The 20,533-nt window shown below is 60.6% G+C and carries 18 protein-coding genes; 5 read left to right on the forward strand and 13 right to left on the reverse strand.

Annotated elements, in window-relative coordinates:
- Positions 1–223 precede the first annotated feature (223 nt).
- From ACOYXJ_RS23680 to ACOYXJ_RS23700, 5 genes are all read left to right on the forward strand, one after another.
- Positions 224–1,888, forward strand: a complete 1,665-nt coding sequence (locus ACOYXJ_RS23680) for an AMP-binding protein (RefSeq protein ID WP_460371768.1) — start codon at positions 224–226, stop codon at positions 1,886–1,888.
- Positions 1,889–1,904: 16 nt separating this feature from the next.
- Complete coding sequence (locus tag ACOYXJ_RS23685; RefSeq protein ID WP_460371770.1) at positions 1,905–2,666, forward strand: SDR family NAD(P)-dependent oxidoreductase; 762 nt, start codon at positions 1,905–1,907, stop codon at positions 2,664–2,666.
- Positions 2,667–2,678: 12 nt separating this feature from the next.
- Positions 2,679–3,872 (forward strand): acetyl-CoA C-acyltransferase, encoded by a 1,194-nt coding sequence (locus tag ACOYXJ_RS23690; protein ID WP_460371772.1) that lies wholly within the window; start codon positions 2,679–2,681, stop codon positions 3,870–3,872.
- A 142-nt stretch (positions 3,873–4,014) separates the two neighbouring features.
- The gene (locus ACOYXJ_RS23695; protein WP_460371774.1) at positions 4,015–5,142 is read left to right on the forward strand and encodes an acyl-CoA dehydrogenase; all 1,128 of its coding nucleotides are present in this window, start codon (positions 4,015–4,017) and stop codon (positions 5,140–5,142) included.
- Between the two features lie 16 nt (positions 5,143–5,158).
- Positions 5,159–5,932 carry an enoyl-CoA hydratase gene (locus ACOYXJ_RS23700; RefSeq protein WP_007918876.1) on the forward strand — a complete coding sequence of 258 codons (774 nt, stop codon included), beginning with the start codon at positions 5,159–5,161 and terminating at the stop codon, positions 5,930–5,932.
- 365 nt (positions 5,933–6,297) lie between these two features.
- Here the strand turns inward: ACOYXJ_RS23700 and ACOYXJ_RS23705 are convergent, their stop codons facing one another.
- The 13 genes from ACOYXJ_RS23705 to arnB all read right to left on the reverse strand — a co-directional run bounded on the left by ACOYXJ_RS23705 (position 6,298) and on the right by arnB (position 20,398).
- Positions 6,298–7,449, reverse strand: a complete 1,152-nt coding sequence (locus ACOYXJ_RS23705; RefSeq protein WP_123586293.1) for an acyl-CoA dehydrogenase family protein — start codon at positions 7,447–7,449, stop codon at positions 6,298–6,300.
- Between the two features lie 3 nt (positions 7,450–7,452).
- Positions 7,453–8,559, reverse strand: a complete 1,107-nt coding sequence (locus ACOYXJ_RS23710; protein ID WP_460371777.1) for an enoyl-CoA hydratase/isomerase family protein — start codon at positions 8,557–8,559, stop codon at positions 7,453–7,455.
- Between the two features lie 189 nt (positions 8,560–8,748).
- Positions 8,749–9,435 carry an HPP family protein gene (locus tag ACOYXJ_RS23715; RefSeq protein WP_460371779.1) on the reverse strand — a complete coding sequence of 229 codons (687 nt, stop codon included), beginning with the start codon at positions 9,433–9,435 and terminating at the stop codon, positions 8,749–8,751.
- Positions 9,436–9,592: 157 nt separating this feature from the next.
- A complete protein-coding gene (locus tag ACOYXJ_RS23720; protein WP_460371781.1) occupies positions 9,593–10,771 on the reverse strand; it encodes an MFS transporter in 1,179 nt (392 codons plus the stop codon).
- Positions 10,772–10,970: 199 nt separating this feature from the next.
- Positions 10,971–11,483 (reverse strand): GNAT family N-acetyltransferase, encoded by a 513-nt coding sequence (locus ACOYXJ_RS23725; RefSeq protein WP_460371783.1) that lies wholly within the window; start codon positions 11,481–11,483, stop codon positions 10,971–10,973.
- A gap of 114 nt (positions 11,484–11,597) precedes the next feature.
- Positions 11,598–12,977, reverse strand: a complete 1,380-nt coding sequence (locus ACOYXJ_RS23730) for a UDP-glucose dehydrogenase family protein (protein ID WP_460371785.1) — start codon at positions 12,975–12,977, stop codon at positions 11,598–11,600.
- The gene (arnF, locus tag ACOYXJ_RS23735; protein WP_460371787.1) at positions 12,974–13,378 is read right to left on the reverse strand and encodes a 4-amino-4-deoxy-L-arabinose-phosphoundecaprenol flippase subunit ArnF; all 405 of its coding nucleotides are present in this window, start codon (positions 13,376–13,378) and stop codon (positions 12,974–12,976) included. Before arnF ends, ACOYXJ_RS23730 begins: the two co-directional genes overlap by 4 nt.
- Positions 13,375–13,719: a 4-amino-4-deoxy-L-arabinose-phosphoundecaprenol flippase subunit ArnE gene (arnE, locus tag ACOYXJ_RS23740; protein ID WP_150792693.1), complete on the reverse strand. Its 345-nt coding sequence runs from the start codon at positions 13,717–13,719 to the stop codon at positions 13,375–13,377. Before arnE ends, arnF begins: the two co-directional genes overlap by 4 nt.
- Positions 13,716–15,368, reverse strand: coding sequence for a lipid IV(A) 4-amino-4-deoxy-L-arabinosyltransferase (arnT, locus tag ACOYXJ_RS23745; protein ID WP_460371789.1), 1,653 nt, complete (start codon positions 15,366–15,368; stop codon positions 13,716–13,718). Before arnT ends, arnE begins: the two co-directional genes overlap by 4 nt.
- Complete coding sequence (gene arnD, locus ACOYXJ_RS23750) at positions 15,365–16,249, reverse strand: 4-deoxy-4-formamido-L-arabinose-phosphoundecaprenol deformylase (protein WP_150792695.1); 885 nt, start codon at positions 16,247–16,249, stop codon at positions 15,365–15,367. Before arnD ends, arnT begins: the two co-directional genes overlap by 4 nt.
- On the reverse strand, positions 16,249–18,240 hold the full coding sequence (arnA, locus tag ACOYXJ_RS23755; protein WP_460371791.1) for a bifunctional UDP-4-amino-4-deoxy-L-arabinose formyltransferase/UDP-glucuronic acid oxidase ArnA: 1,992 nt from the start codon (positions 18,238–18,240) through the stop codon (positions 16,249–16,251). Before arnA ends, arnD begins: the two co-directional genes overlap by 1 nt.
- Positions 18,237–19,253, reverse strand: a complete 1,017-nt coding sequence (gene arnC, locus ACOYXJ_RS23760; protein WP_460371793.1) for an undecaprenyl-phosphate 4-deoxy-4-formamido-L-arabinose transferase — start codon at positions 19,251–19,253, stop codon at positions 18,237–18,239. Before arnC ends, arnA begins: the two co-directional genes overlap by 4 nt.
- The gene (gene arnB / locus ACOYXJ_RS23765; protein WP_460371795.1) at positions 19,250–20,398 is read right to left on the reverse strand and encodes a UDP-4-amino-4-deoxy-L-arabinose aminotransferase; all 1,149 of its coding nucleotides are present in this window, start codon (positions 20,396–20,398) and stop codon (positions 19,250–19,252) included. Before arnB ends, arnC begins: the two co-directional genes overlap by 4 nt.
- Positions 20,399–20,533 lie beyond the last annotated feature (135 nt).

Genomic DNA, 20,533 nt, shown 5'->3' on the forward strand with positions numbered 1-20,533 from the left:
GAAAGATAGGGGGTGTTTGTTGTTTGAAGCTATCAGGCCAGCTTTTTTGCGACCACTACATATAATTATCAACTTGTAAGAAAACGGTTGTGTGCCTGCCAGGGTTGGCCAAACCAGTCAGCCACATTGATGGCTTTGACCATTGCCGCCGCCGCCCCACAGCGCGACTATCTTTCTGTTGTTTACGGTTCCCAACCTAATAAAAAGCAGAGGGATTCTGGCAATGCGCGATTACTTGTCTGCCACCGCACAGTTCAACTATCAGCACACCGTGGATGCCGCGCTGAGCGGTACGCTTGAGGCGCTCAACGCCTGTGTCGAATGCTGCGACCGTCACGCCTTGCCGGGGCGCATCGCGCTGTTCTGGGAGGGCCGTGATGGCGCCAGTGCGACGTACACCTTCAGCGAGCTACAGGATAAAGCCGCGCGTTTCGCCAATTTCCTTCTCGCCGAAGGCGTGCAAAAGGGCGACAAAGTCGCCGGCCTGCTGCCGCGCAACATCGAATTACTCATCACCGTATTGGCCACTTGGCGCATCGGCGCGGTGTATCAGCCGTTGTTCACCGCATTCGGCCCCAAAGCCCTCGAACATCGCCTGAACAGTTCCGGGGCCAAAGTCGTGGTCACCGATGCGGTCAATCGGCCGAAACTCGCTGAAGTCGCCGATTGCCCGACGCTCGTTACCGTCGGCGGCGCCAAAGGCCAAGGCATTGTCCGAGGTGATTTCAGCTTCTGGGCCGAACTGGCCAACTATTCCAACGTCTGCGAGCCGGTCATGCTGACCGGCGAAGATCCGTTCCTGTTGATGTTCACGTCCGGCACCACCGGCCCGTCGAAAGCCCTGTCAGTACCGCTAAAAGCCATCGTTGCGTTCCAGAGCTACACCCGCGATGCCGTCGATCTGCGCCCGGAAGATGCGTTCTGGAACGTCGCCGATCCGGGCTGGGCCTACGGCATCTATTTCGGCGTCACCGGGCCGTTGTCGATGGGCCACCCGATCACCTTCTACGATGGCCCGTTCACCCTCGAAAGCACCTGCCGGGTGATCAACAAGTACGGCATCACCAACCTCACCGGTTCACCGACGGCTTATCGTTTGCTGATTGCCGGCGGGGACGCGTTCGCCAAGTCGATCAAAGGCAAGCTGCGCATCGTCAGCAGCGCTGGCGAGCCACTGAATCCGGAAGTGATCCGCTGGTTCGCCGACAACCTCGACGTGGTCATCCACGACCATTACGGCCAGACCGAACTGGGCATGGTCCTGTGCAATCACCACGGCCTCGACCATCCGGTACACGTCGGCGCCGCCGGTTTCGCCTCGCCGGGCCATCGCATCGTCGTGCTCGACGATCAGTACAACGAACTCGGCGTCGGCCAGCCCGGCATTCTCGCCATCGACCGCCCGCAATCGCCGATGTGCTGGTTCGGCGGCTACGAAGGCGCGCCGACCAAGGCGTTCATCGGCGATTACTACTTGAGCGGCGACACCGTGGAATGGAACCCGGACGGCAGCATCAGCTTCGTCGGCCGCAGCGATGACGTGATCACCACGTCCGGCTACCGCGTCGGCCCGTTCGATGTGGAAAGTGCGCTGATCGAACACCCGGCCGTGGTCGAAGCGGCGGTGGTCGGCAAACCCGATCCGGAGCGCACCGAACTGGTCAAAGCTTTCGTGGTGCTGAGTGCGCAATACCGTGCGGCTCCGGAGTTGGCCGAAGAGCTGCGCCAACATGTGCGCAAACGTCTGGCCGCGCATTCGTACCCGCGTGAAATCGAATTTGTCAGCGAATTGCCCAAGACCCCAAGTGGCAAATTGCAGCGCTTTATCTTGCGCAACCAGGAAATCGCCAAAGCTCAAGAGGCTGCGGCGCATAACGTTTCAGCTTGAATCAGGAATTACAGTCATGCAGATCGAGAACAAGGTTTTTATCGTCACCGGCGGCGCATCTGGCCTGGGTGCTGCCACCGCTGAATTGCTGGTCAGTGCCGGCGCCAAAGTGATGCTGGTGGACATGAACGCCGAAGCCGTGGCCGCTCAGGCGCAGCGTTTGGGCGCGCAAAGCGTCGTTGCCGACATCAGCAACGAAGCCGCTGCCGAAGCCGCCGTGCAGGCCACCGTCAAAGCCTTCGGCAGCCTCAACAGTCTGGTCAACTGCGCCGGTATCGTCCGTGGCGAGAAGATCCTCGGCAAGAACGGCCCGCACGCGCTGAGCAGTTTTGCTCAGGTGATCAACGTCAACCTGATCGGCAGTTTCAACATGCTGCGTCTGGCCGCTGCGGCGATTGCCGAATCCGAAGCCAACGCGGACGGCGAGCGCGGTGTGATCATCAACACTGCATCTGTCGCGGCGTTCGACGGCCAGATCGGCCAAGCGGCGTACTCGGCCTCCAAAGGCGCGATCGCCAGCCTGACGCTGCCAGCCGCCCGCGAACTGGCACGCTTTGGCATCCGCGTGATGACCATCGCCCCGGGCATTTTCGAAACGCCGATGATGGCCGGCATGACCCCGGAAGTCCGCGATTCGCTGGCCGCCGGCGTGCCGTTCCCGCCGCGTCTGGGCAAGCCTGCCGAGTACGCCGCGCTGGTTCGGCATATCATCGAAAACAGCATGCTCAACGGCGAGGTGATCCGTCTCGACGGTGCCTTGCGCATGGCCGCCAAGTAAGGAGGAATTGTCATGACTATTTCCAACGATCCGATTGTTATCGTCAGCGCTGTGCGCACGCCAATGGGTGGATTTCAGGGCGAACTGAAAAGCCTCACCGCGCCGCAACTCGGTGCTGCGGCGATCAAGGCTGCGGTTGAACGCGCCGGTGTCGCCAGCGATGCAGTCGATGAAGTGCTTTTTGGTTGCGTATTGCCTGCGGGCCTCGGTCAGGCGCCTGCGCGTCAGGCCGCTTTGGGCGCCGGCCTGGATAAATCGACCCGTTGCACCACCGTCAACAAGATGTGCGGTTCGGGCATGGAGACCACCATTCTCGCCCACGACATGCTGATCGCCGGCAGCGCCGATGTGGTCATCGCGGGCGGCATGGAGAGCATGTCCAACTCGCCGTACTTGCTGGATCGTGCACGCGCCGGTTACCGCATGGGCCATGGTCGCGTGCTTGACTCGATGTTCCTCGACGGCCTCGAAGACGCTTACGACAAGGGCCGCCTGATGGGCACCTTCGCCGAAGACTGCGCCGAAACCAATGGCTTCAGCCGTGAGGCGCAGGACGCCTTTGCCATCGCCTCGACCACCCGTGCGCAGCAGGCGATCAAGGACGGCAGCTTCAAGGACGAAATCGTCCCGCTGACCGTCACCGTCGGCAAGGAACAGGTGCTGATCAGCAACGACGAACAACCGCCAAAAGCCAAACTCGACAAGATCGCCTCGCTGAAACCGGCGTTCCGCGAAGGCGGCACGGTGACGGCGGCGAACTCCAGTTCGATCTCTGACGGCGCGGCGGCGCTGGTGTTGATGCGTCAGTCGCAGGCGCAGAAACTGGGGCTGAAACCGCTGGCCGTGATCCATGGCCACGCCGCGTTCGCCGATACCCCGGGCCTGTTCCCGGTGGCGCCGATTGGTGCGATCAAGAAGCTGATCAAGAAAACCGGTTGGTCGCTGGGTGATGTCGATCTGTTTGAGGTCAACGAGGCGTTTGCCGTGGTTGGCATGGCGGCGATGACCCACCTGGAAATCCCGCATGACAAGCTGAATGTGCATGGCGGTGCCTGTGCGCTGGGCCATCCGATCGGCGCGTCGGGGGCGCGGATTCTGGTGACGTTGCTTTCGGCCCTGCGCCAGAGAAAGCAGAAACGCGGTATCGCGGCGATCTGCATCGGCGGCGGCGAAGCCACGGCCATGGCCGTGGAATGCGTGTATTGAAGCAAACGCCAATACCTGTGGGAGCGAGCCTGCTCGCGAAGGCGTCATGTCAGTCAATGTTTGCTTAACTGACACACCGCTTTCGCGAGCAGGCTCGCTCCCACAGGGGTTCTGTGTGGTAACCCGGATTTAAGGATTCACCATGATTCCCAACGAAGACCAAACCCAGATCCGCGACATGGCCCGGCAGTTTGCCGAGGAACGCTTGAAACCGTTCGCCGCCGAGTGGGATCGCGAGCACCGTTTCCCCAAGGAAGCCATCGGCCAAATGGCTGAGCTGGGCTTCTTCGGCATGCTCGTGCCGGAGCAGTGGGGCGGTTGCGACACCGGTTATCTGGCCTACGCCATGGCCCTGGAAGAAATCGCCGCCGGCGATGGTGCCTGCTCGACGATCATGAGCGTGCACAACTCGGTCGGCTGCGTGCCGATCCTCAAGTTCGGCAACGATGATCAACGTGAACGTTTTCTCAAACCATTGGCCAGCGGCGACATGCTCGGCGCCTTCGCATTGACCGAACCGCAGGCCGGCTCCGACGCCAGCAGCCTGAAAACCCGTGCACGGCTGGACGGCGATCACTACGTGCTGAACGGCTGCAAACAGTTCATCACCTCCGGGCAAAACGCCGGGATCGTGATTGTGTTTGCGGTGACCGATCCGAGCGCTGGCAAGCGCGGCATCACGGCGTTTATCGTGCCGACCGATTCGCCGGGCTACAAAGTCGCTCGCGTCGAAGACAAGCTTGGCCAGCATGCTTCCGACACCTGCCAGATTCTCTTCGAAGACGTCAAAGTGCCGGTGGCTAACCGTTTGGGTGAAGAGGGCGAAGGCTACAAAATCGCCCTGGCCAACCTTGAAGGTGGCCGCGTCGGTATCGCGTCGCAATCGGTAGGCATGGCCCGCGCCGCATTCGAAGCGGCGCGTGATTACGCCCGTGAGCGCGACACCTTCGGCAAACCGATCATCGAGCATCAAGCCGTGGCTTTCCGCTTGGCTGACATGGCCACGCAGATCGCCGTCGCCCGGCAGATGGTGCATTACGCCGCTGCTCTGCGCGACAGCGGTCAACCGGCACTGGTTGAGGCGTCGATGGCCAAACTGTTCGCCTCGGAGATTGCCGAGAAGGTCTGTTCGATGGCATTGCAAACGCTCGGTGGTTACGGTTACCTCAACGACTTCCCGCTGGAGCGCATCTACCGCGACGTGCGCGTCTGCCAGATCTACGAAGGCACCAGCGATATTCAGCGCATGGTCATTTCGCGCAATCTTTAAGAAGGAATTTTTATTCATGACGTACGAAACCATTCTGCTCGAAACCCACGGCCGCGTTGGCCTGATCACCCTCAACCGCCCGCAGGCGCTGAATGCCCTGAACGCGCAACTGGTCAGCGAAGTGAACCAGGCCCTCGATGCGTTGGAGGCGGATGCGAACATTGGTTGCATCGTCCTCACCGGTTCAAAAAAGGCCTTCGCCGCCGGCGCCGACATCAAGGAAATGGCCGAACTGACCTACCCGCAGATCTACATGGACGACTTGTTCAGTGACAGCGATCGCGTGGCCAACCGGCGTAAACCGATCATTGCCGCCGTCAACGGTTTCGCCCTCGGCGGTGGTTGTGAACTGGCGTTGATGTGCGACTTTATTCTGGCTGGCGACAACGCCAAATTCGGTCAACCGGAAATCAACCTTGGCGTGTTGCCGGGCATGGGCGGCACCCAGCGCCTGACGCGTGCCGTCGGCAAAGCGAAAGCCATGGAGATGTGCCTGAGCGGGCGCTTGATCGATGCGGTTGAGGCCGAGCGTTGCGGCATCGTTGCGCGGATCGTGCCGAGTGATGAGTTGCTCGATGAAGCGTTGAAGGTTGCTGCCGTGATTGCCAGCAAGTCGCTGCCGATTGCGATGATGATCAAAGAGAGCGTCAATCGTGCCTTTGAAGTGAACCTGACGGAAGGCGTGCGTTTCGAGCGTCGGGTGTTCCATGCGGCGTTTGCCACGCAGGATCAGAAGGAAGGGATGGCGGCGTTTATTGCCAAGCGTGAGGCCGACTTCAAAGGCAAGTAATACAGCGTCTGCAAGGGCGTCTTCGCGAGCAGGCTCGCTCCCACATGAGGTTCTCGGCGTTCACCCAATCTGTGTTCGCTGGAGATCTCTGTGGGAGCGAGCCTGCTCGCGAAGCTTTTACGGCTTGATGTACATCAAAATCAAAAGCCCCTCACCCTAACCCTCTCCCGGAGGGAGAGGGGACTGATTGGGGGATATTGATGATCTGCGCCGACCTGAAAGAACTTTACTGAATCCCTGATCGACCTGGTTTACCCAATCTATAATCGCCTCGGTCTTTCAGGTCGATGTATGACGCCAGACATCTCGGTCGGCTCCCTCTCCCTCTGGGAGAGGGCTGGGGTGAGGGAAAGGGGCCAACACCATCACAACTGATAGTTCTTCAACTCCCGCGCAATCACCATCCGCTGAATCTCGCTCGAGCCTTCATATATCTGGGTAATCCGCGCATCGCGGTAATACTTCTCGACCGGATAATCTTCCAGATACCCATACCCGCCATGAATCTGAATCGCCGACGAGCAGACCTTCTCGGCCATTTCTGACGCAAACAGTTTGGCCTGTGAGGCTTCGGACAAACACGGTTTGCCCGCCGTCCGCAGACGCGCCGCATGCAGGATCATCAGCCGCGCCGCGTTGATCTGCATGTGCATGTCCGCCAGCAGGTTGGCGATGCTCTGGTGTTCATTGATCGGTTTGCCGAACTGGATACGATCACGCGAATACACCAGCGCCGCTTCAAACGCAGCCCGAGCAATACCCAGCGCCTGAGCGGCGATGCCAATGCGTCCGCCTTCAAGGTTGGACAGTGCAATTGCCAGACCTTTACCACGCTCGCCAAGCAGATTGGCCTCGGGAATGCTGCAGTTATTTAGTGTCACGGCACAGGTGTCGGAGGCGCGAATGCCCATCTTGTGCTCGGTGCGATCAACGATGAATCCTGGCGTATCGGTCGGCACCAGAAACGCCGAAATCCCTTTCTTGCCCAGATCCGGATCAGTCACCGCAAACACGATCGCCAGTTTCGCCCGTTTGCCGTTGCTGACAAATTGCTTGGCGCCGTTGATCACCCATTGGCCGTCACGCAGTTCGGCACGGGTGCGCAGGTTGTGCGCTTCGGAACCGGCCTGCGGTTCGGTCAGGCAGAAACAGCCGATGGTTTGCCCACTGGCCAGATCCGCCAGCCAGGTCTGTTTCTGCGCTTCGCTGCCGTAATTTAGCACCGGCCCGCAGCCCACCGAGTTGTGGATGCTCATGAACGCGCCGGTCGCGCCGTCACCGGCGGAAATCTCTTCCACGGCCAGGGCATAAGCGACGTAATCGACGTAGGTGCCACCCCATTCCTCGGGAACGACCATGCCGAGCAAACCCAACTCACCCATCTTCGCGACGAGTGCATCGTCGATCCAGCCAGCCTTTTCCCAGGCCTGCGCGTGCGGCGCGATTTCGCCACGGGCAAAGTCCCGGGCCATGTCGCGGATCATCACTTGTTCTTCAGTCAGTTCGAGATCGTGCATGGCTCAGCTCCCGCTCTCAGCAAATCCGTGGAAGAAACTCGCGACATGCGCAGCGTCCAGTGCAGCAAGCGTCGGCGGGTTCCAGCGAGGTGTCTTGTCTTTATCGATCAGCAGGGCGCGTACGCCTTCGATCAGGTCGCCGCGGGCGAACCACTGGCGATCCAGATGCAGCTCCAGCGCAAAGCAATGTTCCAGACTCAAGTGGCGGCCGCGACGCAGCATTTCCAGGGTAACGGCCATTGCCAGCGGCGAGCGGGTTTCCAGCAGATCAGCCGTGGTGGTCGCCCATTCGTGGCTGTCGGCGACGGTTACCGCGCGCAATTGCTCAACCATGCTCGGCACATCCGGTAGAGCAAAAAAGTGATCGATGGCCGGGCGCAAGGCTTCGAGCGGCGCATCGGGCAAGGTTTGCACGGCGTGCTTGGCCAGCAGGTTTTGCAGGGCCTTGAGTGGCGTGTCCTGCCATTCCATCTGATCGAGTTTTTCGTCGAGCAGCGCCAGTTTGCTGCTGTCCAGGTACCAGTCGGCGAGGCCGCAATACAGCGCATCGGCCGCACGAATCTGCACGCCGCTGACCCCCAGATAAATCCCCAGCTCACCGGGAATGCGCGGCAGGAAATAACTGCCACCGACATCCGGGAAATAACCGATGGCCACTTCCGGCATCGCCAGACGGCTCTTCTCGGTGACCACGCGCAGATCGGCGCCTTGCACCAGGCCCATGCCGCCGCCGAGGACGAAACCGTCCATCAGCGCCAGCACGGGTTTGCGGTAGTGATGAATCGTCAGGTCGAGGGCGTATTCCTCGACAAAGAAATCTTCGTGCAGCGTGTCGCCGCTTTTGAAGCTGTCGTACAGCGAACGAATGTCGCCGCCGGCACAGAAGGCTTTTTCACCGGCACCGCGCAGGACTACGGCGTGAACATTGGCGTCAGTCGCCCAGGCGTCGAGTTGCTGTTGCAGCAAACGCACCATGTCGACGGTGATGGCGTTGAGACCGGCGGGGCGGTTGAGGGTCAGGTGACCGATGTGATTGCGTACCTCGGCCAGCACTTCGTTTTGCGTGGCATCCATGGACTGGGTCCGCGGGGATGAAGCCTGAGCTGTCATCAGTAACTCCCTGCTTTTATTGTCTTTATTCGAGAAGCTCGCGCGCGAGCGTTACCGGATCGTAACAGTGCAAATTTGCCGTGTACAACGGGGATATGTGCAGGGGCTGTCTGCGTTTTTACATCAGGCGATGGAATGCAGCTCCTACACGGGATAGGCGTCAGATGCGGGTTCAGCGTAATGACGAGGTTAGCGGAAAACCTGACCGATACTGCGCCGTTTGGCATGCAGTTCACTGGCTTGAATCAGTTGCTCAAGATCTTCAGGCGTAATGTCGATGAACGCCTCCATGTCGGCCAGCGCCAGTTTCAGGTCTTCAGCAGTAATCGCCTGGCTGTCGACCGGGGCAACAACGGGCGCCGGTTCGGCGGGACGTTTTGGATAGCGAATGCGCGTGAGGTTGTTGTAGGCGAGGGCACTGAGCAGCATGCACGCCGCACCGAGCATCACCGGTTCCATGGCTTTCCAGTCCATCGCGATGGTCGCAGGATCGGCCAGCACCAGCGTCAGTGCCAACGCCCCGGCCGGCGGATGCAGACAACGCAGCCAGCACATCAGAATCAACGCCATGCCCGCCGCCAGACAGGCGCTGCCCAAAGTTCGGCCGAGCACATGGGCGACCAGCAACGCGACGACGCCGGCACACAAATAGCCACCGAGAATCGACCACGGTTGGGCGAGGGCGCCGGATGACACGGCAAACAGCAACACTGCCGATGCGCCCAGCGGCCCGATCAGGTGATAGGCGACGTCATGGCCAAATACTTGCGCGCACAACCACACACTGAACAAAGTGCCCAGGGCCATGCCGATGGCGGCGCGGCTCCATTCGGTCGGGCGGGTGTTGATGGCGGCGGGCAACCAGCGAGCGAGCATGTGAATCCAATCCTTGCAGCAAATTCGAGGCAAAAAAAAGGACTTGTCCGGCATATCCGGAAAGCCCTCGAAGCGTTCCAACATTGGGGGAGGAACGTGCACAGTTTGCCGATCAATCTCGATGCTGACAAATTCATATTAATGCAGCTTTAGTGCATTATTTTTGAATTGAAGCGACTCGACGGCCACTGACGAAGCACAAATAGCCACCCACGGCTGCCAGTGCGCTCAAGGCATAGAACATGCTCGGCGCCGACGTATGCATCAGCAGAAACCCGCACATGACTGGACTCGCCGCACCGCCCAGCGCTGCCAGGTTCTGCGCGCCGTAATAGCTGCCGCGCAGTTCTTCAGGCGCGAGGGTGTCGACAAACAGGAAGTCTGCCGGATAGATGATCATCTCGCCCAAGGTGAAGATGAACATCGCCACGCACCAGCCAACCAGGCTGTCAGCCAGACTGAAGCCGATCAGGCCAATGATGAACAACGCGGTGCCGCCGGCAATCCACTGGCGCAGGTGTTCGCGGGTCAGTAAACGACCGATCTGGTACTGCAACACAATCACCGTGATTGCGTTGCAGGCGAGCAGGGCGGCCATGGTGTCCAGCGTCTGTTGCTGGGTGTGGGTGACCAGCAGGTATTGCGACAGGTACAGGGTGAAACGCCCGTGCACCAGCGTGCTGAGCAGACAGCCCAGGGTAAACAGGATCATCGTGCGGTCGTTTTTCAGGATGATCAGGGTTTTCAGAAAACTTTGTGGCTGAGCGACCGCGGCGACCGGATTCACTTCGCGCCCGGCACCGAGCAGCAGAAAGAGGCTGCCGATGGCAATCACCCCCGCGACGATAAACGGCGCTGACGGCTGAACCCCAGCGATCACCACACCGATCATCGGGCCGACGGCGTAACCGATGTTGGTCAGCGTGTAATTAAGGGAAAACGCCTTGACCCGCTGACCCACTGGAAGGTTTTCACTGAGGATGGCTTTGGAGCAGATCAGGAACAGCGCCGACGCCGTTTCGCTGATGATCAGCACCAGCGTGACCAGATACAGATTCTGCGCGAAGGTCAGCAGGATCAGACCGATACCACTGGAGAGCATCGTCAGGATCAGCAACCGGCGCTTGTCGAGCCGATCGATGATGTAGCCGCCGTACAGCGACAACAACGTGGCGCTGAACACCGCAATGCCCAGCAGCAGACCGACGTCCTGCGGGTTGAGGCCGAGCTTGTTGCTGAGGAACAGCGTCAGCAGCGGGCTGATCAGGGCGCGGCTGATGACGACGGTCAGCGAGCTGATCATCAACCGGCGGATGAGGCGCGAGTAGGTGGCCACGGAGGGGCAATGTCCTTATTTCAAATGCTTGGCGGGCGTGCGTCATCCTCACCGGCCAGTCAGCACCGGTCAAGCTGCCACAATACTATCCCCTGTAGGAGTGAGCCTGCTCGCGATAGCGTCCCGTCAGATATACAAATATTGACTGACACTCCGCTATCGCGAGCAGGCTCACTCCTACAGGGGATTCGTAGTGATTTCAGGAGAGGTGCAGGGCCATGGCGCAGCGTCGCTCTGCTGGAAAACCGAGGGCGATTTCAACCAGCAGTGTGTCGTGCAAATAGCCAATTGTGGGTGCAGGCGTCAACTCGATAAACCCCATGCGCTGATAGAACGGCGCATTCCACGGCAGGTCGCGAAACGTGGTCAGTGTCACTGCGTTCAACCGCAACGCGCGCGCTTGTTCAATCGCCGCCGAAACCAACCGTCGACCGATGCCCTGGCCCTGAAAGACCTGACTGACGGACAACTCTTCGATGTGCAGGTGCTGGTCGATTTCGACTGCGCGGAGAAATCCTGCCAGTTCGGTACTTTCGGCGACCCATACATACGCCTCCTCGGTAGCCCGCAAATGTTGCGCAACATCCGCCACCTCGGCGTCCGCCAGCCAGGCCAATTGCGGGTCAAGACGAAACAGCTCGGCAGCCGAGCGTTCGATGGCAGGGAGGGCCACTGCGTCAGTGGGCCTTGCGAGGCGAAGGATCATATTCATGTAGGAGCTGCCGAAGGCTGCGATCTTTTGATCTGGATTGTAAAAAACAAGATCAAACGATCGCAGCCTTCGGCAGCTCCTACAAGGGGAGCGGTGTACAGAGTGACGGCGGCATCAAGCCACGTCGGACGCGTTCGGCCACTGTTGCAGCGGGATCGGCAATTTGCGCGACTCGCCACGACCCATCGGGAAGTAATGGAAACCGTTGCGCGCCAGACGCTCGGCGTCGTACAGGTTGCGGCCGTCGAAGATCACCGGGGTGTTGAGGCGCTGCTTGATCAGGTCGAAATCCGGTGCCTTGAATTGCTGCCATTCGGTGCAGATGATCAGCGCATCGGCGCCGGGCAAGACCGATTCCGGCGTGCCCATCAGCATCAGCTTCGACTCGTCCGGGTAGAGGTTCTGGGTTTCCTGCATGGCTTCCGGGTCGAAGGCGCGCACGCTGGCACCGGCGGCCCACAGTTCTTCCAGCAACACGCGGCTCGGCGCGTCGCGCATGTCATCGGTGTTGGGTTTGAACGCCAGGCCCCACAGAGCAAAGGTCTTGCCACGCAGATCACCGCGGTAGAACGCGTTGATACGCTCGAACAACTTGTGTTTCTGCCGTTGGTTGATCGCCTCGACCGCTTGCAGCAAGTCGCTGGAGCAATGCGCTTCTTCGGCGCTGTGGATCAGCGCGCGCATGTCTTTCGGGAAGCACGACCCGCCATAGCCGCAGCCGGGGTAGATGAAGTGGTAACCGATGCGGCTGTCGGCACCGATGCCCTGGCGTACCGATTCGATGTCGGCGCCCAGGTGTTCGGCGAGTTCGGCGATCTGGTTGATGAAGCTGATCTTGGTCGCCAGCATGCAGTTGGCGGCGTATTTGGTCAGCTCGGCGCTGCGCAGGTCCATGAACATGATGCGGTCGTGGTTGCGGTTGAACGGCGAGTACAGATCACGCATCACATCGCGTACGTCATCGCCTTCGCAACCGATAACGATACGGTCCGGACGGCGGCAGTCGGCAACCGCCGAGCCTTCCTTAAGAAATTCCGGGTTGGAGACGATATCGAACTGCAGCAGGCGACCGACCTTGATCAAGGCTTTTTCAATGTGCGTGCGCAGGGTGTCGCCCGTGCCCACCGGCACCGTGGATTTCTCGACGATGATCAACGGCTGTTCACGATGGCGGGCAATCGCGTCGCCCACGGAAAGCACGTAGCGCAGATCGGCCGAACCGTCCTCACGCGACGGCGTACCCACGGCAATAAACGCCACCCGCGCGTGCTGCACGGCGAGCTTTTCATCGGTGGTGAATTGCAGGCGTTTCGAGTCCAGACCTTCGCGCACCAGGCTGGCCAGCCCCGGTTCGAAAATGCTCACGTGACCCTGGCGCAACAGCTCGACTTTCTTCTGATCGACGTCCATGCACACGACATCATGGCCGACTTCGGCCAACACAGCCGCTTGCACCAGACCGACGTAACCGCTGCCAAACACTGTGATTTTCATGGAGCACTCCTGAATGCGGGCGCACGAGCCGGACGAGTGTTGATGGTGATGACCCCGAGCATGACCAGCGCCACGCCCAGTGATTGAGTGAAACTGAAGGATTCGTTGAACAGCGGCAGACTGGCCGCCAGCAGATACACCAGCGCATAGCTGATGCTCAGCAGCGAATAAGCGCGGCCCAGCGGCAGATCGCGTAGAGCCGCGAGCCAGCAGAGCATCGACAGCGCGTAGGCGAAAATCGCCGCGATGACCACGGTCAAGGCGCGCCAATCAAGGCTGTCGATGTGCAGCCATTGTTCCGGCACGGGCAGGCGGGTCATGCTCCAGCGCATGCCCAGTTGCGCAGCGCTGACGAGAAACACGCTGCCCAACGCGAAGGTGATGCCACGGCGCGGGTTCATGATTGTTGCCCCAACAAAACCACGCCGCCGATCACCAACGCCACGCCAAGCCAATGCTGGCGGTCGATGGGTTCGCGGAAGACGAAGCGCGCGATCAGGGTGATCAGGACAAAGTTGAGGCTGAGCATCGGATAAGCGACGCCGACTTCCAGCCGCTGCAGCACCAGCAACCAGACCAACAGACCGCAACCGAGGGCGAACAGGGCCAGCCATAACCACGGCGAGCGCAGTTTGCCGGTCAGCGAAGAATCGCTCCCGCGCCAGCTCTCCACGGCGTACTTCTGCGCGATCTGGCCGAGGCAGGTCAGCAGGCACGCGGCCAACAGCAGCAACAGGCTCATGACGCCTCCTTGGGCAAGATCATGATCACCAGGTTGCCCTGCTCGTAACGGACACCGTCCTTTGGCAATCTGTCGATTTCGTCCAGTTCGTCCTGCCCCTTGACGCGCATCACCACGCCGACCGCACCGCTGCGGCGTGCCTCGCGCATCCACTGTTGCACGTGATCGGGATCGACCCGCTGTTGAATGCCGTCAGGATAGGCAAGGCCATATTTCAATTCGCCTATCGTGTTGTACAACGCCACTTGCGGCGTTTTCAGGCGCCAGGCCAGTGCTGAAGCAGCGCCCAGGTCGTTGCTCAGCAAATGCTCGGTCTGCGCTAGCTCCGTGACGTGATGCTTGATGAACTGGTCCGGCATCTTGTTGGCGACCACCGATTTCGGCAGCGCCGCCGGCAACACCGCGATCAGCAACAGGCTGCCGAGTGCCGGTGCTGCCCAGCATTGCAGCGGCAGCAAGGCTTGCAGCAGGTTGGCGATGATCCAGCCGATCAGCGCGATAAACACCAGCACCAGACTGTGCAGTTCGTGGTCGTACACCGGTTTGGTCAGTTGCAGATACACCAGCGCGATCAGCGTGACGACGCCCAGCAACAGATTCAGCAACCCATTGATGCTCAGCGCCCGACCTTGCTCCAGACGCAAGCGGTCGGCCAGCGCATTGCCCAGCAACAACGCCAGCGGCAGCAGGCACGGCAGGATGTAAGTCGGCAATTTGCCGTTGCTCAGGCTGAAAAACAGCAGCGGCATCAGCAGCCACAGCAGCAGGAACACGATTTTGGGCTGAGTGCGGCTTTGCCAGGCTTGCTTGAACGCCGTCGGCAACAATCCCGCCCACGGCAAACTGAACGCCACCAGCAATGGCAGATAGAACCACCACGGCGCATCGTGTTGCGCGTCATCCCCGGCAAAGCGGCGAATGTGCTCATGCCAGAAGAAGAACCGCCAGTAGTCCGGCTCCTGCGCATGCACCGAGAGCACCCACGGCAGGCTGATGAGGATCGCCACGGCAATCGCCACGGGGCCAAACATCAGCAGTTCACGCCAGCGTTTTTGCCAGAGCAGCCACGGCAGGGCGATCAACACCGGCAGCAGCCAGGCGAGAAATCCCTTGGTCATGAAGCCCATGCCACACGCCAGCCCCAATAACGCCCAGGCCGCCATGCGCTTGCCGCTGGTGTGGCTGTCGAAGGCAAACCACAGCGCCAGCAGACTCAGGTTGACCCAAAAAGTGAACTGCGGATCGAGGTTGGCGTACCCAGCCTGACCGGCAACAATCGTGAAACTCATGTAGAGCAGGGCGCAGACGAAGCTTTTGCGCGGCTCGTTCCATAAACGTCGGGCGAGCAGATAGCACAGCAGCACGCTCAGGCCGGTGCTCAGCGCCGACACAAAGCGCACACCGAACAGGTTCTGCCCGAACAGTTGCTGACCCAGCGCGATCATCCAGTAACCGGCAATCGGCTTCTCGAAATAGCGCAGGCTCATGAAGTGCGGCGACACCCAGTTGCCACTCAGCAGCATGTCCTGACTGATCTGCGCGTAACGGGTCTCATCAGGAATCCACAAACCGTGCGTGCCCAGCGGCAGCAGATAGGCCAGCAGACAAATGCCCAGCAACAGCAGTGGCAGCGTCCAGCGTTTGATCATGCGCCTTGCACTCCCAGCCAGCCTTCACGGCCGTCGAGGGCGCCACGTTGTACGCGACCCACGGGCAAGGTGTTGAAGAACGCGGGCAACAAGTCGCCCAGCGGTTTGAAATCGATATTTCGCTGGCGTGCATCGGCCAGCAATTGACGAAAGGCCTCCGCCATCAGAATCCCTTCGACTTCGGCATGAATGGTGTAGACGTTGAGCTGTTGCGGGCGGAAGTGGTCAAGGATGAAACCGTTGAAGTCCCGCGCTGCGACGATGGGGCCAACGATTTCGTCGAAGGTCGGCAGGTCCACCGGAATCTGTGGCGTACCCGGCGTACCGTCGGCCAGCAGCGGGCGAAACAGCCGCGTACCTCGGCAATCGCTGTTGTAGCGAAAGCCGAAGGCTTGCTTGGCCTCGATCACGCGCTCGTCGGCACGCCAACCGGCTGCGGCGGAACACTCGACTTTTTCGCCGAGAATGTCGCTCAAGGTGTCGACGCCCTGACGGATCTGCTCGATCAGTTGCGCGTTGCTCCAGCGTCCGGCATTGGCCTGCCAGCCGTGGTGATCCCACGCATGCAGGCCCACTTCATGACCGGCATCGCGGGCCTGACGCATCAGGTGCCCGAGTTCGCGGCCAATCGGTTTGCCCGGCCACGCGGTGCCGGCCAGCAGAATGTCCCAGCCGTACAGGCCGGCCGCATTGGAGCGGAGCATTTTCCAGAGGAACTGCGGGCGGATCAGGCGCCACAGATGCCGGCCCATGTTGTCGGGGCCGACACTGAAGAAGAACGTCGCCTTGATCTGCGCTTCGTCGAGCATTTCCAGCAAGCGCGGCACACCTTCACGGGTGCCGCGAAAGGTGTCGACGTCGATGCGTAGACCGGCCTGCATCAACGCTTGTCCGCGATTTCGAGCATGGCTTCACGCAAGAAGAAGTCGAGCGTGTTGCCGATGGTCTCGCGCATTTCCACGGTCGGCGTCCAGTCGAGCAGACGTTTGGCGTTGGCGATGCTTGGCTTGCGATGCTCGACATCCTGATAACCGGCACCGTAGAACGCCTTGCTTTCCACGTCGCGGAAACCGGCGAACGGTGGGAAGTTGTTGCGCAGCGGATGCGCTTCGAACTGACGCAGCAACTCTTCGCCCAACTGACGGATGCTGGCTTCGTTGTCCGGGTTGCCGATGTTGATGATCTGGCCGTTGCAGACGTCGTTGTCGTTATCGATGATCCGCGCCAGGGCCTCGACACCGTCGGCGATGTCAGTGAAGCAGCGCTTTTGCTCGCCGCCGTCGAACAGGCGAATCGGCGTGCCTTCGACCAGGTTGAGGATCAGTTGGGTGATTGCACGGGAGCTGCCGATGCGCGCCGAATCCAGACGGTCGAGGCGCGGGCCCATCCAGTTGAAAGGACGGAACAGGGTGAAATTCAGACCCTTGGCGCCGTACGCCCAGATCACCCGATCCAGCAGTTGCTTGGACACCGAGTAGATCCAGCGCTGCTTGTTGATCGGGCCGACCACCAGGTTGGAGGTGTCTTCGTCGAAGTGCTTGTCCTGGCACATGCCATAGACTTCCGAGGTCGACGGGAAGATCACGCGCTTGTTGTACTTGACGCAGTAGCGCACCAGTTTCAGGTTTTCTTCGAAGTCGAGTTCGAACACGCGCAGCGGGTTGCGGGTGTATTCGATCGGTGTGGCAATGGCCACCAGCGGCAGGACCACGTCGCACTTCTTGATGTGGTACTCGATCCACTCGGAGTGAATGCTGATATCGCCTTCGACGTAGTGGAAGTGCGGATGACTGCGCAGACGGTCGATGGCGTCGGAACCGATGTCCAGGCCATAGACTTCGTAGCGGTCGTCACGCAGCAGACGCTCGGACAAGTGATTGCCGATAAAACCGTTGACACCGAGGATCAGCACGCGAGTGCGGCGCGGTGCACGGCCGGATTCAGCCCCGCGCAACAGCGAGCCGTCGACCAGCCCCAGTTCACTGGCCAGTTGCGGGCCGCTGAGGAACAGACCGTTGTCGTTGCGCTGACCGGAGAGGATCACCAGCGAATCTTCACCGCAAGCAATGCGCAGCGGATCGACGCTGATCACCCGGCCCGGCGCCTGACCGTCGTTGCCTTTAACGACTTCGGCGCTCCAGACGATGAGTTTGTGCTCGCCAACCGCGCAGAAAGCGCCCGGATACGGCTGGGTCACGGCGCGCACCAGATTGAACAGTTGCTCGGCAGGTTTCGCCCAGAGCAGTTTGCCGTCCGCGGGGGTGCGACGACCGAATACAGTGGCTTTCGATTCGTCCTGCGCGGTTTCGCTGATCTTGCCTTGCAGCATCGCTGGCAAGGTGTCGCGCAGCAGGTCAACGGCTGCCACGCGCAATTTGCCGTGCAGGCTCAGCGCGGTGTCGCTGCGCTCTATGGCCACGCGCTGCTGGGCAACGATGGCGCCGGCATCGGCACGTTTGACCATGCGGTGCAGGGTCACGCCGGTTTCGGTTTCACCGTTAACCAGCACCCAGTTGGCCGGCGCGCGGCCACGGTAGTTCGGCAGCAATGAACCGTGCAGATTGAACGCGCCTTTTTTCGCGGTGGCCAGCAACGATTCGCTCAGCAGGTGGCGGTAGTAGAACGAGAACAGGTAGTCCGGATTGAGCTTGGCAATCCGCTCGATCCACAGTGGGTGATTGACGTCTTCCGGGGCGTGCACCGGGATGCCCTTGGCGGCGCACAGTTGCGCAACCGATCCGTAGAACGCGTTCTCTTTCGGGTCATCGGCGTGAGTGAATACCGCCGCAATCTCATAGCCGCTGTCGAGCAGGGTTTGAATGCCGGCGCAGCCGATATCGTGATAAGCGAAGACAACCGTTTTTGCGCTCATGAGAGAACCTGATCATTGGAGGAGGAGAGACCGTCGACGGTGATGGCGCGCGGCAGCATGGCGGGTTGGCCGCGCAAGACTTTTTCCACGAAGAAACGCGGGCGGGCGCGCACGTCGCTGTACATGCGCCCCAGGTATTCGCCGAGCAGGCCCATGCCGATGAACTGGCCACCGGTGAACACGAACAACACCGCGAACAGCACGAACATGCCGTCACCGGCCCAGCCGGCACCGAACACCAGACGCAACACGATCAGTGCAGCGGCAAACAACACGCCGAGGCCAGCCATGGCGAAACCGACGATGCTCAGCAGGCGCAACGGTGTGGTGGTCATGCAGGTGATCAGGTCGAACATCAGATTGATCAAGCGCATCGGGCTGTATTTCGAGTCGCCGTGTTCGCGCTCGGCATGGGCGACGACGATTTCCGTGGTGTGGCGGGCGAAGCTGTTGGCCAGAATCGGAATGAAGGTGCTGCGTTCGCGGCAGGCGAGCATCGCGTCGATGATCGTCCGGCGGTAGGCGCGAAGCATGCAGCCGTAGTCGCTCATGGCGACACCGGTGGAGCGTTGCACGGCGAGGTTGATCAGTTTCGATGGATAGCGGCGCAGAGCCGAATCCTGACGGTTGCCGCGCACGGTGCCGACGACGTCGTAACCCTTTTCCGCTTCAGCAACGAGCCGGGGAATTTCTTCCGGTGGGTTCTGCAAGTCGGCGTCGAGGGTGATGACCACATCGCCTTTGCATTGCTCGAAACCGGCCATGATCGCCGCGTGCTGGCCGTAGTTGCGGTTGAGGATGACCGCCACGAACGGGCTGTCTTCGCGGCTCGCGGCTTCTTCAAGAAGCAGGGCGGACTGGTCACGGCTGCCGTCGTCGACCAAGACGATTTCATAGTCGTGACGCAGCATCCGGCAGGCCGCTTCGGTGCGGCGTAGCAGTTCCGGCAGGCTGTCCTGTTCGTTGTAGACCGGGATGACGATCGACACACAGCGGATCGGATAAGGTTTCACGGGCGTTTGTCCATAAGAGTGGCAATGGCAGCGACCACGCGATCAAGGTCTTGATCGCTCATGTCGGGGAATAACGGAATCGAGCACAGCCGCGCCGAGTTCCACTCGGTGTCGGGCAGGTAGAGGTCGGGGTCACGCTGGCGATACCAGGTGTGCAGGTGGGTGGCGATGAAATGGATGCCGGTGCCGATGCCCTGGTCCTGCAAACCTTGCATGAAGGCTTCGCGGTCCATGCCGCAGCGCTCGCTGTCGATGCGCAGGATGAACAGGTGCCAGGTGTGGGTTTGTGCGTAGGCGGGCAGGGCCAGTGGTTGCACCGGCAAGCCTTCGAGTTTTTGCCGGTAGGCGGCGGCCAGTTCCGTGCGGCGGGCGTTGATCGCGTCCAGACGCTGCAGTTGCACCAGGGCAATCGCGGCGTTGATGTCAGCGAGGTTGTATTTGAACCCCGGCTCCATCACTTGTGCCTGCGGCTTGCGGCCACCGGTCAGGCGATCGTAGGCGTCAACGCCCAGACCATGGAACTTGAGCATGCGTACACGGCTGGCCAGGGCTTCGTCGTCGGTGACGAACATCGCGCCTTCGGCACAGGTCATGTTCTTGATCGCGTGGAAGGAGAAAATCGCCGTGCCCTGCGCGCCTACGTGGCGGCCCTTGTAACGGCAGCCAGCAGCGTGGGCGGCGTCTTCGATGACGGCGATGCCGTGCTGGTCGGCCAGCGCGTACAGCGGATCGAGATCAAACGCGGCGCCGGCGTAATGCACCGGGATGATTGCTTTGGTGCGTGGGGTGATTGCCGCTTCGATGCGCGCGGCGTCGGTCATCAAGGTGTCGCGATCCACATCGACGAATACAGGTTTGGCGCCGAGCAGCGAGATCATGTTGGCCGTCGACACCCAGGTCTGCGACGGGGTGATGACTTCGTCGCCCGGGCCGATGCCCAAAGCCAACAAGGTGATGTGCATGCCACCGGTGGCCGAGGAAAGTGCCACGGCGTGTTTGCAACCGACATAGTGTGCGAACTGCTCTTCCAGCACCTGGCTTTTAGGGCCGGTAGTAATCCAGCCCGAACGCAATACTTGTTCAACCGCGGCTATTTCTTCATCGCCGATACTCGGCCGGGAAAACGGCAGAAACGCTTGACTCATAAGAACCTCGGGGCGACAGCCATCCTTCAGCCGATTGTCTGAAAAACACGGAATTTCAAAGGGTTGAGTTACCGGTCGGGGAATACCTGATTGACTTTCCAGTCCGCGGCCGGCAGGGTTGCAGGCCTTTCGGGG

The organism is Pseudomonas sp. Tul2A7 (assembly GCF_054790505.1).